General features: G+C 68.9%; 19 protein-coding genes. 8 read left to right on the top strand and 11 right to left on the bottom strand.

From position 1 onward, the window contains the following. Window positions 1-70: 70 nt before the first annotated feature. The 6 genes from BMY35_RS25080 (at window position 71) to BMY35_RS25055 (ending at window position 7,969) form a co-directional block, all read left to right on the top strand. Complete coding sequence (locus tag BMY35_RS25080) at window positions 71-1,654, top strand: ABC transporter substrate-binding protein (RefSeq protein ID WP_093205209.1); 1,584 nt, start codon at window positions 71-73, stop codon at window positions 1,652-1,654. Between the two features lie 2 nt (window positions 1,655-1,656). Further along, the gene (locus BMY35_RS25075; RefSeq protein WP_093205207.1) at window positions 1,657-2,598 is read left to right on the top strand and encodes an ABC transporter permease; all 942 of its coding nucleotides are present in this window, start codon (window positions 1,657-1,659) and stop codon (window positions 2,596-2,598) included. 22 nt (window positions 2,599-2,620) lie between these two features. Then, complete coding sequence (locus BMY35_RS25070) at window positions 2,621-3,562, top strand: ABC transporter permease (protein ID WP_093205204.1); 942 nt, start codon at window positions 2,621-2,623, stop codon at window positions 3,560-3,562. A 2-nt stretch (window positions 3,563-3,564) separates the two neighbouring features. After that, window positions 3,565-5,181 (top strand): dipeptide ABC transporter ATP-binding protein, encoded by a 1,617-nt coding sequence (locus tag BMY35_RS25065; RefSeq protein WP_177213697.1) that lies wholly within the window; start codon window positions 3,565-3,567, stop codon window positions 5,179-5,181. A 74-nt stretch (window positions 5,182-5,255) separates the two neighbouring features. Beyond that, the gene (locus tag BMY35_RS25060) at window positions 5,256-6,758 is read left to right on the top strand and encodes a M81 family metallopeptidase (RefSeq protein ID WP_093205199.1); all 1,503 of its coding nucleotides are present in this window, start codon (window positions 5,256-5,258) and stop codon (window positions 6,756-6,758) included. 26 nt (window positions 6,759-6,784) lie between these two features. Further along, window positions 6,785-7,969: a M20 aminoacylase family protein gene (locus BMY35_RS25055; RefSeq protein ID WP_093205513.1), complete on the top strand. Its 1,185-nt coding sequence runs from the start codon at window positions 6,785-6,787 to the stop codon at window positions 7,967-7,969. A gap of 21 nt (window positions 7,970-7,990) precedes the next feature. Here the strand turns inward: BMY35_RS25055 and BMY35_RS25050 are convergent, their stop codons facing one another. Continuing rightward, window positions 7,991-9,283, bottom strand: a complete 1,293-nt coding sequence (locus BMY35_RS25050; RefSeq protein ID WP_093205196.1) for a CynX/NimT family MFS transporter — start codon at window positions 9,281-9,283, stop codon at window positions 7,991-7,993. Continuing rightward, complete coding sequence (locus BMY35_RS25045) at window positions 9,283-9,963, bottom strand: FadR/GntR family transcriptional regulator (protein WP_093205194.1); 681 nt, start codon at window positions 9,961-9,963, stop codon at window positions 9,283-9,285. Before BMY35_RS25045 ends, BMY35_RS25050 begins: the two co-directional genes overlap by 1 nt. A 349-nt stretch (window positions 9,964-10,312) precedes the next feature. Between BMY35_RS25045 and BMY35_RS25040 the strand changes: the two genes are divergently transcribed. Further along, window positions 10,313-11,206, top strand: coding sequence for a LysR family transcriptional regulator (locus BMY35_RS25040; protein WP_093205192.1), 894 nt, complete (start codon window positions 10,313-10,315; stop codon window positions 11,204-11,206). A gap of 15 nt (window positions 11,207-11,221) precedes the next feature. Here the strand turns inward: BMY35_RS25040 and pbpC are convergent, their stop codons facing one another. Continuing rightward, on the bottom strand, window positions 11,222-13,483 hold the full coding sequence (pbpC, locus tag BMY35_RS25035) for a penicillin-binding protein 1C (RefSeq protein WP_093205189.1): 2,262 nt from the start codon (window positions 13,481-13,483) through the stop codon (window positions 11,222-11,224). Window positions 13,484-13,762: 279 nt separating this feature from the next. Between pbpC and BMY35_RS25030 the strand changes: the two genes are divergently transcribed. Continuing rightward, window positions 13,763-13,975, top strand: a complete 213-nt coding sequence (locus tag BMY35_RS25030) for a thrombospondin type 3 repeat-containing protein (protein ID WP_093205187.1) — start codon at window positions 13,763-13,765, stop codon at window positions 13,973-13,975. Between the two features lie 101 nt (window positions 13,976-14,076). On the opposite strand, the gene BMY35_RS25025 is transcribed toward BMY35_RS25030, so the two are convergent. The 8 genes from BMY35_RS25025 to BMY35_RS24990 all read right to left on the bottom strand — a co-directional run bounded on the left by BMY35_RS25025 (window position 14,077) and on the right by BMY35_RS24990 (window position 19,536). Further along, on the bottom strand, window positions 14,077-14,703 hold the full coding sequence (locus BMY35_RS25025; protein ID WP_093205184.1) for a LysE family translocator: 627 nt from the start codon (window positions 14,701-14,703) through the stop codon (window positions 14,077-14,079). 55 nt (window positions 14,704-14,758) lie between these two features. Continuing rightward, window positions 14,759-15,160 carry a GFA family protein gene (locus BMY35_RS25020; RefSeq protein ID WP_093205182.1) on the bottom strand — a complete coding sequence of 134 codons (402 nt, stop codon included), beginning with the start codon at window positions 15,158-15,160 and terminating at the stop codon, window positions 14,759-14,761. Between the two features lie 77 nt (window positions 15,161-15,237). Beyond that, window positions 15,238-15,927 (bottom strand): class I SAM-dependent methyltransferase, encoded by a 690-nt coding sequence (locus tag BMY35_RS25015; protein WP_093205179.1) that lies wholly within the window; start codon window positions 15,925-15,927, stop codon window positions 15,238-15,240. Between the two features lie 55 nt (window positions 15,928-15,982). Then, window positions 15,983-16,264, bottom strand: a complete 282-nt coding sequence (locus BMY35_RS25010; RefSeq protein ID WP_093205177.1) for a DUF2277 domain-containing protein — start codon at window positions 16,262-16,264, stop codon at window positions 15,983-15,985. Between the two features lie 31 nt (window positions 16,265-16,295). After that, window positions 16,296-16,787 carry a GNAT family N-acetyltransferase gene (locus BMY35_RS25005; RefSeq protein WP_093205174.1) on the bottom strand — a complete coding sequence of 164 codons (492 nt, stop codon included), beginning with the start codon at window positions 16,785-16,787 and terminating at the stop codon, window positions 16,296-16,298. Continuing rightward, window positions 16,784-17,395, bottom strand: coding sequence for a GNAT family N-acetyltransferase (locus BMY35_RS25000; RefSeq protein ID WP_093205172.1), 612 nt, complete (start codon window positions 17,393-17,395; stop codon window positions 16,784-16,786). The genes BMY35_RS25005 and BMY35_RS25000 overlap by 4 nt, the downstream gene beginning before the upstream one ends. Window positions 17,396-17,443: 48 nt before the next feature. Continuing rightward, a complete protein-coding gene (locus tag BMY35_RS24995) occupies window positions 17,444-18,796 on the bottom strand; it encodes an amidase (RefSeq protein WP_093205170.1) in 1,353 nt (450 codons plus the stop codon). Beyond that, on the bottom strand, window positions 18,793-19,536 hold the full coding sequence (locus tag BMY35_RS24990; protein ID WP_093205167.1) for a DUF2848 domain-containing protein: 744 nt from the start codon (window positions 19,534-19,536) through the stop codon (window positions 18,793-18,795). Before BMY35_RS24990 ends, BMY35_RS24995 begins: the two co-directional genes overlap by 4 nt.

The following is a 19,536-nucleotide window of genomic DNA, read 5'->3' as shown; positions in this document are numbered from 1 at the left end:
TGCAGCCCCGTGTGCTCTGGCGTCGCGCGTGTCCGCGTCCCTCCCTTTCTTTCAACCGGAGAACTGACCCATGCTGAAGAGACGACAACTGAAAGCCCTGTTCGCGGGCGTCCTGCTGGCCGCCGCCGCGGCTGCTGCCTTCGCGCAGGACGTCGGCAAGGTGCTGCGCCTCGTGCCGCAGTCCGACCTGAAGATCCTCGACCCGATCTGGACCACAGCCTTCATCACGCGCAACCACGGCTACATGGTCTACGACACGCTCTTTGGCGTGGACGAGCAGGGCAAGGTGCATCCGCAGATGGTCGACAAGTACACGACCAGCGCCGACGGCAAGACCTGGACCTTCACGCTGCGCAAGAGCCTGGCCTTCCATGACGGCAAGCCCGTCACCTCGGAAGACGTCATCGCGTCGCTCAAGCGCTGGGGCCAGCGCGATGGCCTCGGCCAGAAGATGTTCGCCGCACTCGACAAGGCCGAGGCGGTCGACGCCGGCAGCTTCAGGCTGGTGTTCAAGGACCCCTTCGGCATGGTGCTCGAGGCGCTGAGCAAGCCTTCGTCGAATCCGCCCTTCATCATGCCCGCGCGCGTGGCCGCCACGCCCGCCGACAAGCAGATTGACGACGCCACCGGCTCCGGCCCCTACATCTTCAAGAAGGACGAGTACCGCCCCGGCGAGAAGGTCGTCTACCTGAAGAACACCAAATACGTGCCGCGCACCGAGGCGCCCTCGGGCACGGCCGGCGGAAAGAACGTGTACGTCGACCGCATGGAATGGATCATCCTGAAGGACGCGCAGACGCAGGCGAATGCGCTCGCCAACGGCGAGGTCGACATGATCGAGTGGGTGCCTTCCGAGCAGTACACCGCGCTGAAGAACAACCCCGCCATCACGCTCGACAGCCCGGTGCCCAAGGGCTCGTTCGCGCTGCACCTGAACCACTTCATCCCGCCCTTCGACAACCCGAAGATCGCGCAGGCCGCCATCATGGCCATCAACCAGGACGCCCTGATGCGCGCCCAGCTGGTGCACAAGGAGCTCTACAGCGGCTGCGTGTCGATCTACCCCTGCGGCTCCGCCCTTGCGTCGGACAAGGCCGGCTACTTCACCGGCAAGCCGCAGTTCGAGAAGGCCAAGGCGCTGCTGAAGGAAGCCGGCTATGACGGCAAGCCCGTGGTGCTGATGTTTCCGGCCGACTTCGCGGTGCTCAACAAGTTTCCGCCGGTGATGGCGCAACTGCTCAAGCAGGCCGGCTTCAACGTGGACATGCAGTCGATGGACTGGCCCACGCTGGTCACTCGCCGTGCCAAGAAGGATCCGGTCGCCAACGGCGGCTGGAACCTCTTCATCACCGGCTGGGGCATCGCCGACAACATGAACCCGATGTTCTTCGCACCGCTCACGGGCAACGGCGAGAAGGGCTGGTTCGGCTGGGCCACCGACGACAAGCTGGAGCAGCTCAAGTCGCAGTTCCTGGCGACGGCCGACGAGCCGAAGCGCAAGGAGCTGGCCACGGCCATCCAGCAGCGCGTGTACGACACCGGCATCTATGCCCCCATCGGCGAGTACAAGCCTCTCACGGCCTACAGCAAGGGCGTGGTGAGCGGCGTGGTGCGCTCGCCGGTGGGCGTGTTCTGGAACCTGAAGAAGAACTGAGCATGCTGCTCTTTCTTGCACGCCGCATTCTCTCGACCGTGCCGGTGCTCGTCATCGTCGCGCTGATCGTGTTCCTGATGCTGCGGCTCGCGCCCGGCGACCCGGCCGCCGCGATCGTGGGCGACGCCGGCACCGCCGAGAACATCGCCAGGGTGCGCGAGCAGCTGGGGCTCAATCAGTCGCTGCCGGTGCAGTTCTTCCACTGGAGCGTGCAACTGCTGCAGGGCAACCTGGGCGAGTCGTACTTCATGAAGAAGACGGTGATGGAGCTGATCGGCCAGCGCATCGAGGCCACGGTGTCGCTGGCGGCCGTGACGCTGGTGGTCACCATCCTCATCGCGGTGCCGTTGGGCGTGATCGCCGCATGGCGGCACGGCGGCTGGCTCGACCGCATGCTGATGGGCTTCTCGGTCATGGGCTTCTCGATTCCCGCGTTCGTGATCGGCTACGTGCTCATCTGGATCTTCGCGCTGCACCTGCAGTGGCTGCCGGTGCAGGGCTATGCCCGATTGAGCCAGGGGCCGCTGCTGTGGCTGAAGCACCTGATCCTGCCGTCGATCACGCTGTCGATCATCTACGTGGCGCTGATCGCCCGCGTGACCCGCGCGGCGGTGGCCGAGGCCATGACCGAGGACTACATCCGAACGGCGCGCGCCAAGGGCATCTCCGAGAAGCGCCTGCTGATGCGACACGCGCTTGCCAACGCGGCGATCCCCATCGTCACGGTGATCGGTATCGGCATCGCGCTGCTCATCGGCGGCGTGGTGGTCACCGAGACGGTGTTCGCCATTCCGGGGCTCGGCCAGCTCACGGTCGACGCGGTGCTTTCGCGCGACTTTCCGCTGATCCAGGGCATCACGCTGTTCTTCTCGGTCGTCTATGTGCTCGTCAATCTCCTGATCGACCTGAGCTACCTGGTGTTCGACCCGCGCATCCGCTACTGAACCGCAAGGAGGAAAGAAAAGCATGACCGATTCATCCATTGCCCTTGCTCCCGAAGCGAGGGCCGAGGCTCTGCCGCCACCGAGGCGTCGCTCGCTGTTCAGGCGCATCCTGGCCAACTGGTCGGTGCGCGCGGGCGGCGGCGTGCTGGTGCTGCTGGTGGTCACGTCGCTGCTGGCGCCGTGGCTGGGCACCATCGACCCGACCGCGATCGATCCGGGCAGCGCCAACATCCTTCCGGGCACGCGCGGCGAGTTCAACAGCCTGGCCGGCGACACCTTCGAGCACCTCTTCGTGATGGGCACCGACAGCCTGGGGCGGGACATCTGGAGCCGCACGCTGTACGGAGCGCGTGTGTCGCTCACAGTGGGCATCGCGGTGGCAGCGCTGGCGGTGGTGTTCGGCATGCTCGTGGGGCTCATGGGCGGTTACTTCCGCCGCATCGACAGCGTGGTGATGCGGCTGATGGACGGCGTCATGGCCATCCCGGGCATCCTGTTCGCGATCAGCCTGGTGGCGCTCTTCGGCGGCACGCTGCCCACGGTGGTGGTGGCCATCGCGGTGCCCGAGATACCGCGCGTGGCGCGGCTGGTGCGCTCGGTGGTGCTCGCGGTGCGCGAAGAGCCCTACGTGGAGGCTGCCATCGCGCTCGACACGCCGACCTGGAAGATCCTGGTGCGGCACATACTGCCCAACGCGATCGCGCCGCTGATCATCCAGGCGACCTATGTGTGCGCCTCGGCCATCCTGGTGGAGGCCATCCTGTCGTTCCTCGGCGTGGGCCTGCCGGCGGACATGGCGACCTGGGGAAACATCATGGCGGAGGGCCGTGCGCAGTTCAACCAGTACCCGCACAACGTGCTGTTCCCGGGGATCTTCCTGGCGCTCACGGTGCTGGCGGTGAACATCCTCGGCGACGGGCTGCGCGACACGCTCGACCCCAAGTTCAACAAGCGCGGAGGATGAGCATGGCGAACGAACCAGTCCTTTCCGTGCGCGACCTTGCGATCGCGCTGCCGCGCGGCGGCGACCGCGCGCATGCGGTCGAAAGCATTTCCTTCGACGTGCCGCCCGGCAAGATCGTCTGCCTGCTCGGCGAATCGGGCTCGGGCAAGTCGGTCATCGCCAACGCGGTGATGGGGCTGTTGCCCTCGGGGCTCGCGCCCGTGCGTGGCACCATCGCGCTGCAGGGCGAGAACCTGCTCGAGGCAACGCCGGGGCGGCTGCGCCAGTTGCGCGGCCCGTCGATGGCCATGGTGTTCCAGGAGCCGATGACCGCGCTCAACCCGGTGATGACCTGCGGCGCGCAGATCGACGAGATGCTGGCGCAGCACGTGACCATGGGCGCGGCCGAGCGGCGGCGCAAGATCCTGGACATCATGGCGCGCGTGCGGCTGCCCGAGCCCGAACGCATCCATGCCTCGTATCCGCACCAGCTCTCGGGCGGGCAGCGGCAGCGCATCGTGATCGCGATGGCGCTGATCCTGAAGCCCGCGCTGCTGATCTGCGACGAGCCGACCACCGCGCTCGACGTGACCACGCAGGCCGAGATCCTGAAGCTCATCCTCGAGCTGCAGACCGAGAACGGCACGGCGGTGCTCTTCATCACGCACGACTTCGGCGTGGTCGCCGAAATCGCCGACGAGGTGGTGGTGCTGCAGCTCGGCGCCATGATCGAGAAGGGCGACAAGACCGCGGTGCTCACTGCGCCGAAGGAGCCGTACACGAAGATGCTGCTAGACGCCGTGCCCGAACTCCGCGCGCACCAGCGCCCGCCCGTGGCGGATGCCTATCCGCTGCTCAACGCGGTGAAGATCTGCAAGACCTACGTCACCGGAAGCTGGCCGGGCAAGCGCCGCACGGTGAATGCCGCACGCGACGTCTCGCTTGCGGTGCGGCCCGGCGAGACCGTGGGCATCGTCGGCGAGTCGGGTTCGGGCAAGTCGACCGTGGCGCGCTGCATCGCGCGGCTGATCGATCCGACCTCGGGCGACATCTTCGCCGACGGCCGCTCGGTGGCGCATGCCATGGGGCGCGCGCTGTCGCCGTTCCGGCGCACGGTGCAGGTGATCTTCCAGGACCCGTACCGCTCGCTCAACCCGCGACAGACCGTGGGCGCTTCCATCGTGGAAGGGCCGGTCAACTTCGGCGTGCCGCATGGCGAGGCCTGGGCACGCGCCGAGGAGCTGATGCGCCTGGTGCGCCTGTCGCCTGATGCGCTGCGCCGCTACCCGAGCGAGTTTTCGGGCGGCCAGCGCCAGCGCATCTCGATTGCCCGCGCGCTGGCCTGCGAGCCCAGGGTGCTGATCGCCGACGAGGCCGTGTCGGCACTCGACGTGTCGGTGCAGGCGCAGATACTGCGGCTGCTCGACGAGATACAGCAGCGGCTGAAGATCGGCATCCTCTTCATCACCCACGATCTGCGCGTGGCCAGCCAGATCTGCGACAGCGTGATCGTGATGAGCCAGGGCGAGATCGTGGAGCGCGGCGAGGTCAGGGATGTGTTCTTCGCACCGCAGCACGAGTACACGCGCAAACTGCTGGCTGCGGCGCCGGGCCGCGACTTCGCCTTTGCGCGCAGCTGAGGCCGGGCAATTCACTGCTTTTTCTTTCTTTGCTGCTTTCTTTCTCTCATCGCTTCACCCACGACAAGGAATCCATGAAAGTCTTCATCGCAGGTTTCCAGCACGAAACCAACACCTTCGCGCCCAGCAAGGCCGACTGGGCCGCGTTCAATGCGGGGTCGAGCTTCCCGCCGTACCGGCGCGGGGAGGCGATCGTCGAGGCCTATGCCGGCCGCAACATCCCGGTGGGCGGGTTCATCGACGCCGCGCGCGAGAAGGGCTGGTCGCTGTTGCCTTCGGCCTGGGCCGGCGCCACGCCCTCGGCCCACGTGACGCAGGACGCCTTCGAGCGCATTTCGGCGGCCATCACCGAAGACCTGGCGGCCGCGCTGGCCGGCGGCGGCGTCGACGCGGTGTACCTCGACCTGCACGGTGCTGCCGTGACCGAGCATCTCGACGACCCCGAGGGCGAGCTGATCGCGCGCATCCGCAAGCTGGTGGGCCCGGAAGTGCCGATCGTCGCGAGCCTGGACCTGCACGGGAACATCACCGCGCAGATGCTGGCCGAGGCCGACGCGCTGGCCACCTACCGCACCTACCCGCACGTGGACATGGCCGACACCGGCCGGCTCGCCGCGACGCTGCTGGAGCGCCGCATGGCGCGCGGTTCGCGCGAGCCGCTGCATGCGCGCCGGCTCGGCTTCCTGCTGCCGCTGAACGTGCAGTCGACCATGATCGAGCCGGCGGCCTCGGTGTACCGGCTGCTGAAGGAGCTCGACGCGAAGCATGGAGCGGTGCTGAGCTTTGCCACCGGCTTCCCGGCCGCGGACATCGCCGAATGCGGCCCGGTGGTCTGGGGCTATGGCGATGACGCCGGCGCGGCGGTGGCCGCGCTGTACGAACGCATCGACCAGCCGCGCTCGCAGTGGCGGCTCGACGTGCTGGAGCCGCGCATGGCCGTGGCGCGCGCGCTCGAACTGGCGGAAGGCGAGAGCCGGCCGGTCGTGATCGCCGACACACAGGACAACCCCGGCGCGGGCGCCGACAGCAACACCACGGGCATGCTGCACGCGCTGCTGGCCGAAGGCGCGGGAAAACGCTACCCGGGGCAGGTGGCGCTGGGCCTGATGTTCGATCCGGCCGCCGCGGCGGCGGCGCAGGAGGCCGGCGTGGGCGCGCGGATCCGCATCGCGCTCGGCGCCTCGGTGCCGACTTGGGGCGGACGGTTCAGCGACGCGCCGGTCGAAGGCACGTTCACCGTGACCGCGCTCAGCGACGGGCAGGTGCGAGGCAAGGGGCCGATGTCGCGCGGCGGCGTGGTCTCGCTGGGCCCCAGCGCCTGCCTGGAGATCGACGGCGTGCGCATCGCGGTGGCCAGCGGCAAGAGCCAGATGCTCGACCGCGAGTTCTTCCGCTACCTGGGCATCGAACCCGAGGCGATGAAGGTGCTGGTCAACAAGAGCTCGGTGCACTTCCGCGCCGACTTCGCGCCCATCGCCAGCAGCATCCTCGTGGCCAAGGCCTCGGGCCCGATGGCGGCAGACCCGGCCGACCTGCCGTGGACGCGGCTGCCGGCCACGATGGCGCTGCGGCCCTGAGCCTTTCCCTGCATACGGAGCACGCGATGCCACGAAACGCACAGCACTACCTCGAATACATGAGAAGGCACGCCGCCGAATTCGTCACGGTGCGCCGGCAGATCCACCAGAACCCCGAGCTCGGCTTCGAGGAGTTCGGCACCAGCGACCTGGTCGCCGGGCGCCTCGAGGCCTGGGGCTACGAGGTGGAGCGCGGCCTTGGCGTGACAGGCCTTGTGGGGCGTCTGAAGCGCGGCAGCGGCACGCGCTCGATCGGTATCCGCGCCGACATGGACGCGCTGCCGATCGAGGAGAAGACGGGGCTCGCGTACCGCAGTGGAAGGCCCGGCATCATGCACGCCTGCGGCCATGACGGCCACACGGCCATGCTGCTCGGCGCGGCGAAGTACCTGGCGCAGCACGGCGAGTTCTCGGGCACGCTGAACCTGATCTTCCAGCCGGCGGAAGAGGGCATGGGCGGGGCGGCGAGGATGATCGAGGACGGCCTGTTCGAGAAGTACCCGTGCGATGCGGTCTATGCCATGCACAACTCCCCGGGGCGCCGCCAGGGCGACCTCGTGTTCCGTGAAGGCGCAGCCATGGCCTCGTCGGACTACGCCACCGTCACGCTCACCGGCGTGGGCGGCCACGGCGCCAGGCCGCAGAGCACGGCCGACCCCATCGTGGCGGCGGCGAGCATCGTGATGGCGCTGCAGACCATCGTGTCGCGCAACGCCGATCCGCAGCAGATGTCGGTCGTCACCGTGGGGGCCATCCATGCCGGTCAGGCCAACAACGTGATTCCGGAAACCTGCACGCTCGAGATCAGCGTGCGCTCGCTCGACCGCGAGGTGCGCGAGCTGATCGAGAAGCGCCTGAAGGCCATCGTGAACGCGCAGGCCGAGAGCTTCGGCGTTAAGGCGCACATCGACTATCGCAAGGGCTACGCCGTGCTGGTCAACACGCCGGAAGAAACCGAGTTCGCGCGCCGCATCGGCCGCGAACTGGTGGGCGATGCGCACGTCGAGCCGCAAGGCCCGGCCGTGACGGCCAGCGAAGACTTCGCGTTCATGCTCGAGAAGTGTCCCGGCAGCTACCTGCGCATCGGCAACGGCGCCCCGGGCGAGCACGGCAGCTGCATGGTGCACAACCCCGGCTACGACTTCAACGACAGCAACCTGCCGATCGGCGCGGCCTACTGGGCGCTTCTGGCGGAGACCTACCTGCAGTAGCAGGGCGGTCCGGCGGGTGCGTCAGTGCCGCGGCACGGTCGTCGTGCCCACGTGCATCGTGCGGCCCGCGCCCAGCCCCGCGATCACGAGCGCCACGCCAAGCCCGATGAAGAGCCACGACGAGGCGCGGAAGCTCCCCGTCCAGCCGTGCAGCAGGCCGGCCACCAGCGGGCCGAAGGCCGCCACCATGTAGCCCACGCCCTGCGCCATGCCCGAGAGATGCGCGGCCACGTGCGAATCGGGCGAGCGCAGCACGATCATCGTGAGCGCCAGCGCGAAGGTGCCGCCCTGCGCGATGCCCAGCAGCACGGCCCAGGCCCACACGCCGAACACGCCATCCAGCGGCGCGAACAGCATCGCCAGCATCGCGCCCACCGTGAGCATCGCCAGCGCGACGGCGAGGCCGCGCTGGTTGCGCAGCTTCACCGCCAGCGCCGGCACCACGAGGCAGGTGACCACCTGCGTCATGACCGACAGAGACACCACGTAGCCCGCGGTTTCGCTGCCCAGCCCGCGCTCGCGCAGGATCGGCGCGAGCCATCCCATCACGATGTAGGCGAGGGCGGACTGCAGGCCCATGAAGAAGGTGACCTGCCAGGCCAGGCGGTCGCGCCACAGGCCGCGCACCGTGAAGCCCGACTCGCTCGGCACCGGCTTCAGCGGCAGCGCCTGCGGTGCCCAGATCAGCGTGACCAGCGCGGCCGGCAGCGCCCACATCGCGAGCGCCATGGTCCAGCCGCCGCCCAGCGCGTGCTCGATGGGCACCGTGAGGCCGGCTGCACTGGCCGCGCCGCCGCACACGGCCATGGTGTACAGGCCCATCATCAGCGCCGCCTGCGAGGCGAAGTCGCGCTTCACCAGGCCCGACAGCAGCACGTTCGACACCGCGATGCCGCTGCCCGCGATGGCCGAGGCCAGAAACAGCAGCGGAATGTTGCCGGTGCCGCGCAGCACCGTGCCGACCAGGATCAGCACCATGCAGCCGAGCAGCGTGCGCTCGGTGCCGAAGCGGCGGCCCAGGCCGGGCGCGAGCGGCGCGAACACGCCGAGGCAGACGATCGGCAGCGTGGTCAGCAGGCTCGCCGCGGTGGCGGAAAGGCCCGTGGCCTTGATGATTTCCGGCAGCACCACCGAGAGGCTGGCGAACACCGGGCGCAGGTTGAAGGCGATCAGCACCACGCTGGCGCCGAGCAGGATGCGGCGCGCGAGGGTGGGCGCCGGCGTCGGGCGCGGAACGGGCAGGGTGTCGGCTTCGGCGTCGATCAGCAGTTCGTCGCCGGAATGACGCGCCGTGGCGGCGGTGGCCGTGCTCATCACGTGCCCAGCGCCAGCGCGCTGATCATCGGTGCCATGAAGGCGCGCACGGCGGCGGCGGCCGTCTCGGGGTTGCGGCTGGCGATGCCTTCGACGATGGCGCGGTGCGCGGCCTCGTCGGGCTCGGGCAGGGTGTTGCCCGTCATCGAGCTGGCGATGGTTTCCTTGATGTAGCCGGTGACGAAGCGGCAGGTCTCGGCCAGCGCGAGATTGCCCGATACGTCGACGATGGCCAGATGGAACGCGAGGTCGCGCTCGATGAAGGCCGCGCCGTTGTCGGCCTCGTCGGGCACGCCGCGCCTGTCGAGCAGGGTGTGCAGCCGGCGCAGGTCGCGCGCCGTGTGGCGCACCGCCGCGAGCCGGGCGGCTTCCACTTCGAGTGCCTGGCGCACCTCGAACTGGTCGCGCAGGCTGGCCAGGCGCATCTTCTGCAGGCTGGACGAAGGATCGAAGCCGGAGCGAACATAGGTGCCCGAGCCCTGGCGCACTTCGAGCAGGCCGCGCGACACCAGCGTCTTGACCGCCTCGCGCACCGTGCCCCGGCTCACGCCCAGCAGCTGCGCGAGCTGCGGCTCGATCGGAATGCGGGAGCCGACGGCCCAGCGGCCGGCGGAGATTTCGGCGCGGATGCTGTCGGCGGCGGTGTCTGCAAGGGAAGTGCGGGGAGCTTGGGCGAGCATCGGGTGAGCCTGGTCATTCAATGATTGGACGAATTTTGTCGCCAAACAGAGCCCGGACTGTACATCCGGCGGCCGATTCGGGCAGTGCTCTTACAAAAAACCGCAACCCCTCTACGAGGCGGTTTGCAAGGCGATATCGCGGATTTCTGCCGATAAGGTGAATTTTTCCCTGCATTCGGCAGGTGTTACCCAAAGTGTTGCCTGCCCGAGGCGTCATGTCAGAGAATGAAACTAAAGGTAGCTTGTGAATCCGCAAGTTGTCCTGCTCCGTGGTTCGGCACTCCCTTCCCCGACCGCTGGACGGAGCGTTCAGGGAGAGCAAGAAAAAACGAACCCCCGTCGAAGCGAAATGAAGGACTTTTCTTTGTCGGACGTGCGGCTCTTCACCAAGGCCGCGCAGCTCGGAGGCTTGACTCCGGCAGCCGAGGTGCTGAATGTCCCCAAGGCTTCCGCGTCGCGCCAGCTCCAGAGACTCGAAGCCACCGTCGGGCACCTGCTGCTGCATCGCGGCGCCACCCGCTTCGCGCTGACCGAGGAGGGCCGCGAGTTCCTCGCGGCGGCCCAGCACGCACTGACCATCCTCGACGACGTCATGCTCGACCTGTCGTCGGAAGGCGATGCCGTCACCGGGCGGCTGCGCATCGCCGTGCCGCACTACTACGGCAGGGAGCTGCTGATGAACCATCTCCCGGCCTTCATGACCGCCTACCCGCGGCTCGAGGTGACGGTCGAGACCGGCAGGGATCGCGCGGACCTGTTCCACGACGGAGCCGACGTGGCCATCCGCTGCGGGCGCGAGGGCAGCGACGAGCTGGTGGTGCGCCACCTGAAGCAGGAGCCGCTCATGCTGTGCGCCGCGCCGGCGTACCTCGCGCGGCACGCCCCGGTGCAGGGCCTGCCCGACCTGGCCGTGCATCGCTTCCTGACCACCGATGCCGGTGGGCGCAAGCGCGAGATCAGCCTCGCGACCGTCGAGAAGACGCACCAGATGCGCGTGGAAAGCGTGTTCCGCTCCGACGACCCCGAGATGGTCTTGCGGCTGGCGCTGTCGGCCCGTGGCATCGCGCTGCTGCCGGTGTCGCTGGCGCGGCCGCAGATCGACGGCGCGACGCTGGTGCCGGTGCTGCCGTCGCTGGCGCTGAAGCCGCACGACATCGACCTGAGCTACCTGCCCGCGCGTCGCAACACGCCGAAGATCAAGACCTTCGTCGACTACTTCCTGGCCGTCTTCAGGTCGGCCTGAAACCCGCCGACGGCCTCAGCGCCGGGTGTTCTTCGCCACCACGCCCGCGCCGCGCACCTCCAGCCTGCGCTGGTCGACCACCTTGCCGCTCGCGTCCACCAGTTCGATCACATGCCGCCCCGGCCAGGGAAACCATTGCACGGTGTTGCCGCGCGCCAGCGGCTTGCCGTCGACGCGCCACTGCACGCCGCGGCCTTCCGAGTCGAAGCGCACGCGCTGGCGCTGCGGCGGGATGTCGGGGTCGAGCGCGATGATGGTGCCGTCGGCCGGCGCGGTGATGCGCGCCGGGGCGGCGTCGGTCGCCATGCCGGTGTCGAGCGCGAAGAGCGGCTGCTCGGTGCCCTGCAGGAACCATTCGCTGCGCGCCGCTTCGAGCGGGTTGCCGTCGGCGCCCGGTCCGAAGCTCACGCGCGTCTCGACAAGGCCCGGCGGCGGCGCGGGCGCGCGGCTCGGCTCGCGCGAGTGCAGGAAGCGCATCACCTCGGCCCACACCGGCGCGGCGCCGCTGGTGCCGCTCACGTCCCACATCGATTCGCCACTGGCGTTGCCCACCCACACGCCCACCGTGTAGCGCTGCGACCAGCCCACGGCCCAGTTGTCGCGCATGTCCTTGCTGGTGCCGGTCTTCACGGCCGTCCAGAAGCGGGTGGAAAGAATGCTGTCGAGCCCGAATGTGCGAGTGCGCGCGTTGGGGTCGGAGAGGATGTCGCCGACGATGAAGGCGGCGCGCGGATCGAGCAGCGGCGGGGCGGGCGTCTTGTTCCTGTCCGCCGGCTTGGCGGGTGGCAGCGCCGTCAGCGTCGTCGCGCCGTAGCGCCCGCCGTTGGCCAGCATGCGGTAGGCGTTGGTGAGCGACAGCAGCGACACCTCCGCGCTGCCGAGCGCGAGGCTGTAGCCGTAGTAGTCGCCGCTCTCGCGCAGCGGCAGGCCCGCGGCGCGCAGCTCGCGCGCGAAGGCCTCGGGCGACACCATCACCAGCGTGCGCACAGCGGGCACGTTGAGCGAGGCGGCCAGCGCCGTGCGCGCCGATACCGGGCCCTTGAAGCGCCGGTCGTAGTTCTGCGGAATGTAGAGGCCGCTGGCGGTGCTGATCTGCGCCGACGAGTCCTCGATGAGCGAAGCCGCCGTGATGCGCCGCTCGGCGATCGCCTGCGCGTAGAGCAGCGGCTTGAGCGTGGAGCCGGGCTGGCGCAGCGCGGTGACGCCGTCGACCTCGGCCGCCTGGCTCAGCGGGCCGGAGGAGCCGACCCACGCGAGCACCTCGCCCGTCGTGTTGTCGAGCACGACGAGGGCGCCGTCTTCCACGTGGCGGTCGCGCAGCTCGCGCAGGTGGCGCTGCAGGGTGTCGAGCGAAAAGCGCTGCAGGGATGCGCGCAGCGTGGTGCGCACGCCGGATTCCTTCTCCTTGCCTTTCGACGGGGGGCCGGCGACGGTTGCTGCAACGGGAGCAGCCGCGTTCGCGTCCCGGATCTCGCGCAGCACCCGGCGCGCAGCATGCGGCGCGATGCCCTCGTTCGGCTCGAAGGCCCGGCGCTGCACGGCCGCGCTGGTGAACATGTCGAGCGCCTCGCAGTCTGTCTTCTGCTGCGGCTCCATCGTGCGCAGCACCTCGCAGGCGCGCTGGGCCACCACCGCGGGCTTGGCGTTCGGCGCGCGCACCAGCGCCGCCGCCACGCTGGCCTCGCGCGCATCGAGGCCGCTGGGGGCCTTGCCGAAGAGCGTGCGCGAGAGCGCATCGATGCCGACGATCTCGCCGCGGAACGGCACGGTGTTGAGGTACGCCTCCAGGATCTGGTCCTTGCGCCAGTTGCGCTCCAGCTGCGCGGCCGCCACCGTCTGCCCGATCTTCTGCGTGAAGCTGCGCCTGCCCGAATTGCGGCGCAGGTCTTCGTCGAGCAGGCCCGACAGCTGCATCGTGATGGTCGATGCGCCGCGCGTGCGCGTGTTCCAGAGGTTGCCCCATGCAGCGGCCGAGACCGCGCGCCAGTCGATGCCGCTGTGCTCGTAGAAGCGCTTGTCCTCGCTCAGCACCATGGCCGTGCGCAGCGCGGGCGACACGTCGGCCAGCGCGGTCCACTGGCCGCGCCGCACGGTGGGGTCGGTGCGCACGCGTTGCAGCAGCTCGCCGTTGCGGTCGAGCACGGCGGTGTCGGAGGAGCGGAAGTCGCGCTTCACTTCCTCGAAGCTCACCACGGCCCGGGCCGGGTGCGACCATGCCGCGACGATCAGCAGGGCTGCGAGGGTCTTGCGGGAGAAAAAGAAGGGCGCGGACTGCATCGGAAGAAAAGAAAACCGGTATCCAAAAGCAAAAGCTCGGGTGCCGGCATTCTCCCTCGGCGACGCACCACGGGAACCTCGCCTACCGCGCAATGCGCCGCCGGCCGCCTTGCCGCGGCGCGGCCACGGGTCAGAGTTCAAGCCGGGACCACATCCGGTAACGAACTTCACGCGAGGGCTTCAATGTGGAAACCCGACGCGTACCGGCGTGGACTTCAATGCACTACCGGCTCGCAGGAGGCGAACCCCGGTTTCACAAACACTCCAAGGAGAACTCGCATGACGAAGACACTGGCGATCCTGCTGGCCGCATCGGCCATCCTGGCCGGCTGCGTGGTCGCACCCTACGACCGCCCGCCGCCGCCGCGCCCGCACTATGGCTACGGCGATCGCGACCGCGACGGCGTGCCGAACCGCTACGACAGGGACCGCGACAACGACGGCGTTCCCAACCGCTACGACCGCAGCCCCAACAACCCGTACCGCTACTGATCGCGCCTGATCGGTGGCACAACAGAAAAAGGGCCGCGAAGCATTGCGCTTCGCGGCCCTTTTTCTTTCTTGACGAGGCGGCGCGGATGTTCGGGTGTTCTTCAGCCCGGCCGGCGCGCCATCAGCGCCCAGACGCCGGCCGCGCTCAGCAGCGAGCCGCCCGCGAAGTTGAAGCGCCGCTGCGCGCGCGGCGACGACAGCAGCCTGCGCGCCGATCCCGCGAACACCGCATACAGCGTGGCGTTGGTCGCGGCCAGCACCACGAAGGTCACGGCCAGCACCCAGAGCTGGCGCGTCACGTCGGCGGCCGGGCTGATGAACTGCGGCAGGAAGGCCACGAAGAACACGATGCCCTTGGGGTTCAGCGCAGTCACCAGGTAGGTGTTGGCGAACAGGCGCAGCCGCGAGGCCGGTGCGGCCGGCGTGGCGATCTCGGCCGACGAGATGCCCGCGCGCAGCAGCTTGATGCCGAGGTACAGCAGGTACAGCCCGCCCACCCACTTCACCACCGTGAACCAGAAGGCCGAGGTGGCGAGCAGCGCGCCCAGCCCCAGCAGCGACACCACCAGCGCCGTCGAGTCGCCCAGCGCGACCGCGGCCACCAGCGGCAGGTTGGCGCGGCGCCCGTGCGACATCGAGTAGCTGATCACCGTGAGGATGGTCGGCCCCGGAATGATCAGCATGACGGCGGAGGCCGCGACGAAGGCGAGCCAGAGTTCGATGGGCATGTGCTTTGTCTCCAGATGGTCGGATGGTGGTTGTTGCCGAAAGCGATTCTCGTCGTCAGATGCCGATGGCCGTGCGCGCGACGTGCCAGGTGCCGCGGTGTCCGTCCACGTAGCTGATTGGCGAGCGGGCAAGGTCGTCGAGATCCACGTCGTCCAGGCAGGTCACGTTCACGCCATAGGCGCTCGCGCCGGTCTCGGGCGAGTGGCCCACGCCGAAGGAGCGCACGCTGCAATGCCTGCAGACGATGTAGTGGCTGTTGCGGGTGTCGAGCATCTGCTCGCTGAGTTCGGATTCTCCTTCGATCAGCCGGAAGGCATCGGTCGCGACGATGGCGGGCCAGAAGCGGGTCCGGGTGCAGATCGAGCAGTTGCAGCGCAGGGTGCCCAGGCTCAGGTCGATGTCGGCCTCGAATCTCACGGCGCCGCAGTGGCAGCCTCCTGTATAGGTCTTTTTCATACGCTCGAAATTCGCATGGTGGTGCTGGAAAGCACCATATCAAAGGCCGCGCGGCAGCGCTGCGCTGTGGTCATGCGTCATGCGCGGGCGACCCAGCCCCTGAACGTGAATCCCGTGAAGAAGAGGCGGATGTCGCTGAAGCCCGCGTCGCGCAGCATGGCCTCGTCCTGCGCCGGCGACAGGATCGTCAGCTCCTTCTCGACCTTCTCGCGGGTTGCCGCCGCCTGGCGCGGATCGGAGCCCGATGCGACGAGAAAGGCCGCGTACCGCGACATCCATGTTTCGCGCTCGCCCGGGCCGTCTTCTACGCTGAGATGCGCCATGACGAAGGGCGCGCCCGGCTTCAGGCGGCGGTGGATTTCCTTCGCCGTCGGCAGCCGCTGGTCGCGCGGCACGAAGTGGAAGGTCAGCAGGCAGGTGGCGCCATCGAAAGGGCCCGCGGGAGCGTCCTGCACATAGCCTTCGTGCAAGGCCACGCGCGACATCAGCGGGCCCAGCCTCTGCGCCGCGAGTTCCAGCATCGGCCCGCTCGGATCGACACCGTCGATCGTCCATGCCGGGTTGGCCTGCGCGAGATCTTCGACTTCCAGGCCGCCGCCGGCGCCGACCACCAGCACCCGGCCTTCGCGGGGCACGTGTTCGGCTAGCAGGATGCGCGTCATCGGCAACAGGCCGCTGTATCCGGGCACGTTGCGCTTGGGGCCTTCGGCGTATTTGGCGACTGCGTCCGAGGTGCTGAATGCGCTATGTGGAGTGTTGTTGCTCATCCGAAGATGATGGCACGCGAGATGGATGCCATCGGCACCAGGGGTCAAGCCCGTGTCATGCGGCCCTGTCGCTGCCGAAGCGGATGGCGGCGCGGGCTTTTGCGCGCTCCGCTTCCACGGCGCGGTCGCGCGGCTCGGCCGTGGTGACCAGCGAGTCGATCAGCCGCGCGGCGGTGGCGGCCACTTCGTCGACCGCTAGGCCGAAGGCTTCTTCATTGGCCTTCGACGGCACGCTGAAACCGCTGAGCTTGCGCACGAACTGCAGCGCGGCGGCGCGGATTTCCTGCTCGGTGGCGGGCGGCTCGAAGTTGTAGAGGGTCTTGATGCTGCGGCACATGGGCGCTCTCCAGTCGACGACGCCGCCCAGTCTAGCGAAGCAGGGCCATCGCGTAGGAGTCGTGGTAGTTGCCGTCGATGAGCGTGGTGCGGCGCAGCAGGCCCTCGTGCTCGAAGCCGAGCCGCTCGTAGAGCGCCCTGGCATTGGCGTTGTCGGTGCGCACCGAAAGCTCGATGCGCGTCAGCCCGCGTTCCCACGACTTGTCGATGGCCGCCTGCAGCAGCCGCCTGCCCAGGCCCCGGCCGCGCGCCTCGGGCAGCAGCGCGATGCCCAGGACGCCGACATGGGCGCGCGAGTGGCCGAACACCGGCGACACGTCGCACCATCCGACCACCCGGTCGCCGTCGAGCGCCACGAAGTGCGGAAAGCCGCCGGCGATCAGGCCGCGGTAGAAGTCGATCGACTGCGCCAGGGGCGGCGCCTGCGTCAGCGCGAGGTACTTCTGCTCGCGAGCGACGACGTCGAGAGCCCAGTGCAGGCTTTCGAAGTGGGGCTCGGCCGTGGGCTCTACGGTGCAATTCATCCCGTGGACCTCTGTGCTGTCGTGGCCAGCCGTGCCTCGAGGTTCCGCCTCACCTCGGGCCACTCGTCGTCGATGATGCTGAAGCGCACCGAATTGCGCTTGCGGCCGTCCGGCATGATGCGTTCGTTTCGCACGACGCCTTCCTGCTTCGCGCCCAGCCGCAATATGGCGGCACGCGACCTGGCATTGATCTCGTCGGTGGTGAGCTGCACGCGCACGCATTGCAGCTCCTCGAAGGCGTAGCGCAGCATCAGCAGCTTGGCCTCGGTGTTCACGAAGGTCTTCTGCCACGAGCCCGAGATCCAGGTGCTGCCGATTTCGAGCTTGCGGTTGACGCGGTCGATCTTCCAGAAGCGCGTGGAGCCGATGACCTTGCCCGTCTCGCGCAGCACCGTGGCAAAGGGCATCACCGTGCCGGCTTCACGCCCCGCGATGGCATTGCCGATGTAGGCATCGACCGTTTCGGCGGAAGGCACGACGGTGAACGGCAGCTTCCAGAGTTCGCCGTCGGAGGCTGCCTCCACGAGCGCCGCGGCGTCGGAAGCCAGCAGCGGGCGAAGCAGGAGACGGGGACCGGTGAGCGAGGGTTGCGATTGCACTAGCGACATGAGCCGCACGATAGCCGATGACGCCAGCGCGGCGTCACCGGCCGTCGCTCAACCCGCGCGCTGCAGAACCGGTTCAGCGGCCAGCGCCACCGCTGCCAGCCGCGCGTCGTCGCCACGCACCGAGGCCAGCATCAAGCCCACCGGCAGTTCGCCCGGCGCTTGGCACGGCAGGCTGAAGGCGCAGCCGTCGAGCAGGTTGATCGCGAAGGTGTTGCGCAGCAGCAGGCCGTTGGCCCTGAAGAAGGCCGCGTCTTCCGCCAGCGCCGCGATGGGCGGCGCGACGATCGGCACGGTCGGGCACACGAGCGCATCGAAGCCTTCGATGGCGCGTTCGACGCGGCCGATCCAGTCGCGCCGGCGGTCCTGCATGGCGATGTAGTCGGCGGCGCGCACCTCGGTACCGAGCGCGATGCGGGCGGCCACGCGCGAGTCGAAGCCGTCGCGCTTCGCGGCGAAGCGTTCGCGATGCACGGCTGCCGCCTCCACCGGCGAGAAGCCGCCGGGCGCGTTGACGGTCGAAATCTCGGCGAGCTCGGTCAGGGTGATGTCGACGATCTGCGCGCCCGCTGCCGAGAGAGCCTGCAGCGCGCGGTCGAAGGCTTTCGCGACAGCGGGTTCGATGTCGTCGAACATCAGCGTGCGCGGCACGGCCAGGCGCATGCCCTGCAGCGGGCGGCGGCGCACCGTGAGCGGCGAGTCGGCAATGGCCGCATCGGCGATCAGGCAGTCTTCCACGCTGCGCGCCATGGCGCACACCGTGTCGAGCGAGCGCGCGAGTTCGAAGGCGCCCGTGCGCGGCACCCGCGACTGCGTGCTCTTGAAGCCGACCAGCCCGCACAGCGCGGCGGGAATGCGGATGGAGCCGCCCGTGTCCGAGCCCAGCCCCGCCACGGCGAGGCCAAGCGCGACAGACACCGCCGCGCCAGACGACGAGCCGCCCGGAATGCGCGCGATCTGCGCATCGGCCGGGTTGCGTGGCGTGCCGTAGTGCGGATTGATGCCCACGCCCGAGAACGCGAACTCCGTCATGTTGGTCTTGCCGACGATGGCCGCGCCCTGCGCGCGCAGCCGCGCCACGGCAACTGCATCGTGCGCGGCCGGCGGTTCGCCCGCGCAGACGGCAGAGCCTGCCATGGTGGTCTCGCCGGCCACGTCGTACAGGTCCTTCACCGAAACGGGCAGGCCGGCGAGCGGGCCGAGTTCGATGCCGGCCTTGCGCGCGGCATCGGCATGGCGCGCGGCGGCGCGGGCCGCGTCGGCGTAGAGGCGCGTGAAGACATACTGCGCAGCAGGCTGTTCGGCCGCTTCGAGCACTTCGTCGATCAGCGCCTCGTGCGAGAGCTCGCCGCGCGCAATGCGATCGCGCAGTGCCTTGATGGTGTTGCCGTTCTTCATCGTCATGCCACCACCGGCAGTGCTTCCACCGCATAGCGATGCACGATGCGGCGCCGAAGCTTCGGGTCGTGCAGTTCGATTTCCATCTGCGCGGCGGGCCGGATGCCTTCGCCCTTCGCGTTGGGCAGCGCACCCAGCGTGCCGCAGGTCATGAAGAGGCCTTCGGGCGCGGAGCCGGCGCCGGGCATGCCGTCGCGCAGTCCGGCCAGCGGGCGGATCGATGCGAGCGTGCCGCGCTGGTAGTCGATCCAGCGGCCGTCTTCCAGGATGCGCGAGCGCAGCTCGAGCGTGTCCTGATGCGCCTGCACGTCGCTCCAGCGCCATGCGGTCTCGGCCACGGGCTTGGCGCACATCTGCTTCGACACGGCCACCGAGTAGCTCTCGACGTGGCGGTCGGTGTGGTCAGAGGCCACGCTCAGCCACCACTCGCCCTGCGAGAAGAACAGCGCCGGCTCGGCCTCGCCGGAGCTCTGGTCGCCCAGCGCCTCGATGGCGGGAGATTGCGTCAGCAGCTGGGCCGCCACGCGGTAGTACAGCGGCACGCTCGACGGGCGCGGCACGCCGAGCGCAGCCAGCTCCTCGATGTGGTGCTCGATGGCCGCGATGTCGCGGCCGGTCCAGCCCGCCACCACCAGCGCGCGGGGTGCGAGGAGGTGCAGGGCCGTGGAACGGGTGCCATCGTCGGCGATGCTCTCGCAGGCGAAGCGCAGGCGGGAATTGGTGTTCGTGTTGCTCGTGCTTGCCAT

The organism is Variovorax sp. YR750 (assembly GCF_900109805.1).
Classification (GTDB): Bacteria; Pseudomonadota; Gammaproteobacteria; order Burkholderiales; family Burkholderiaceae_C; genus Variovorax; species Variovorax gossypii.
This window is presented reverse-complemented; position numbering and strand designations above follow the sequence as displayed.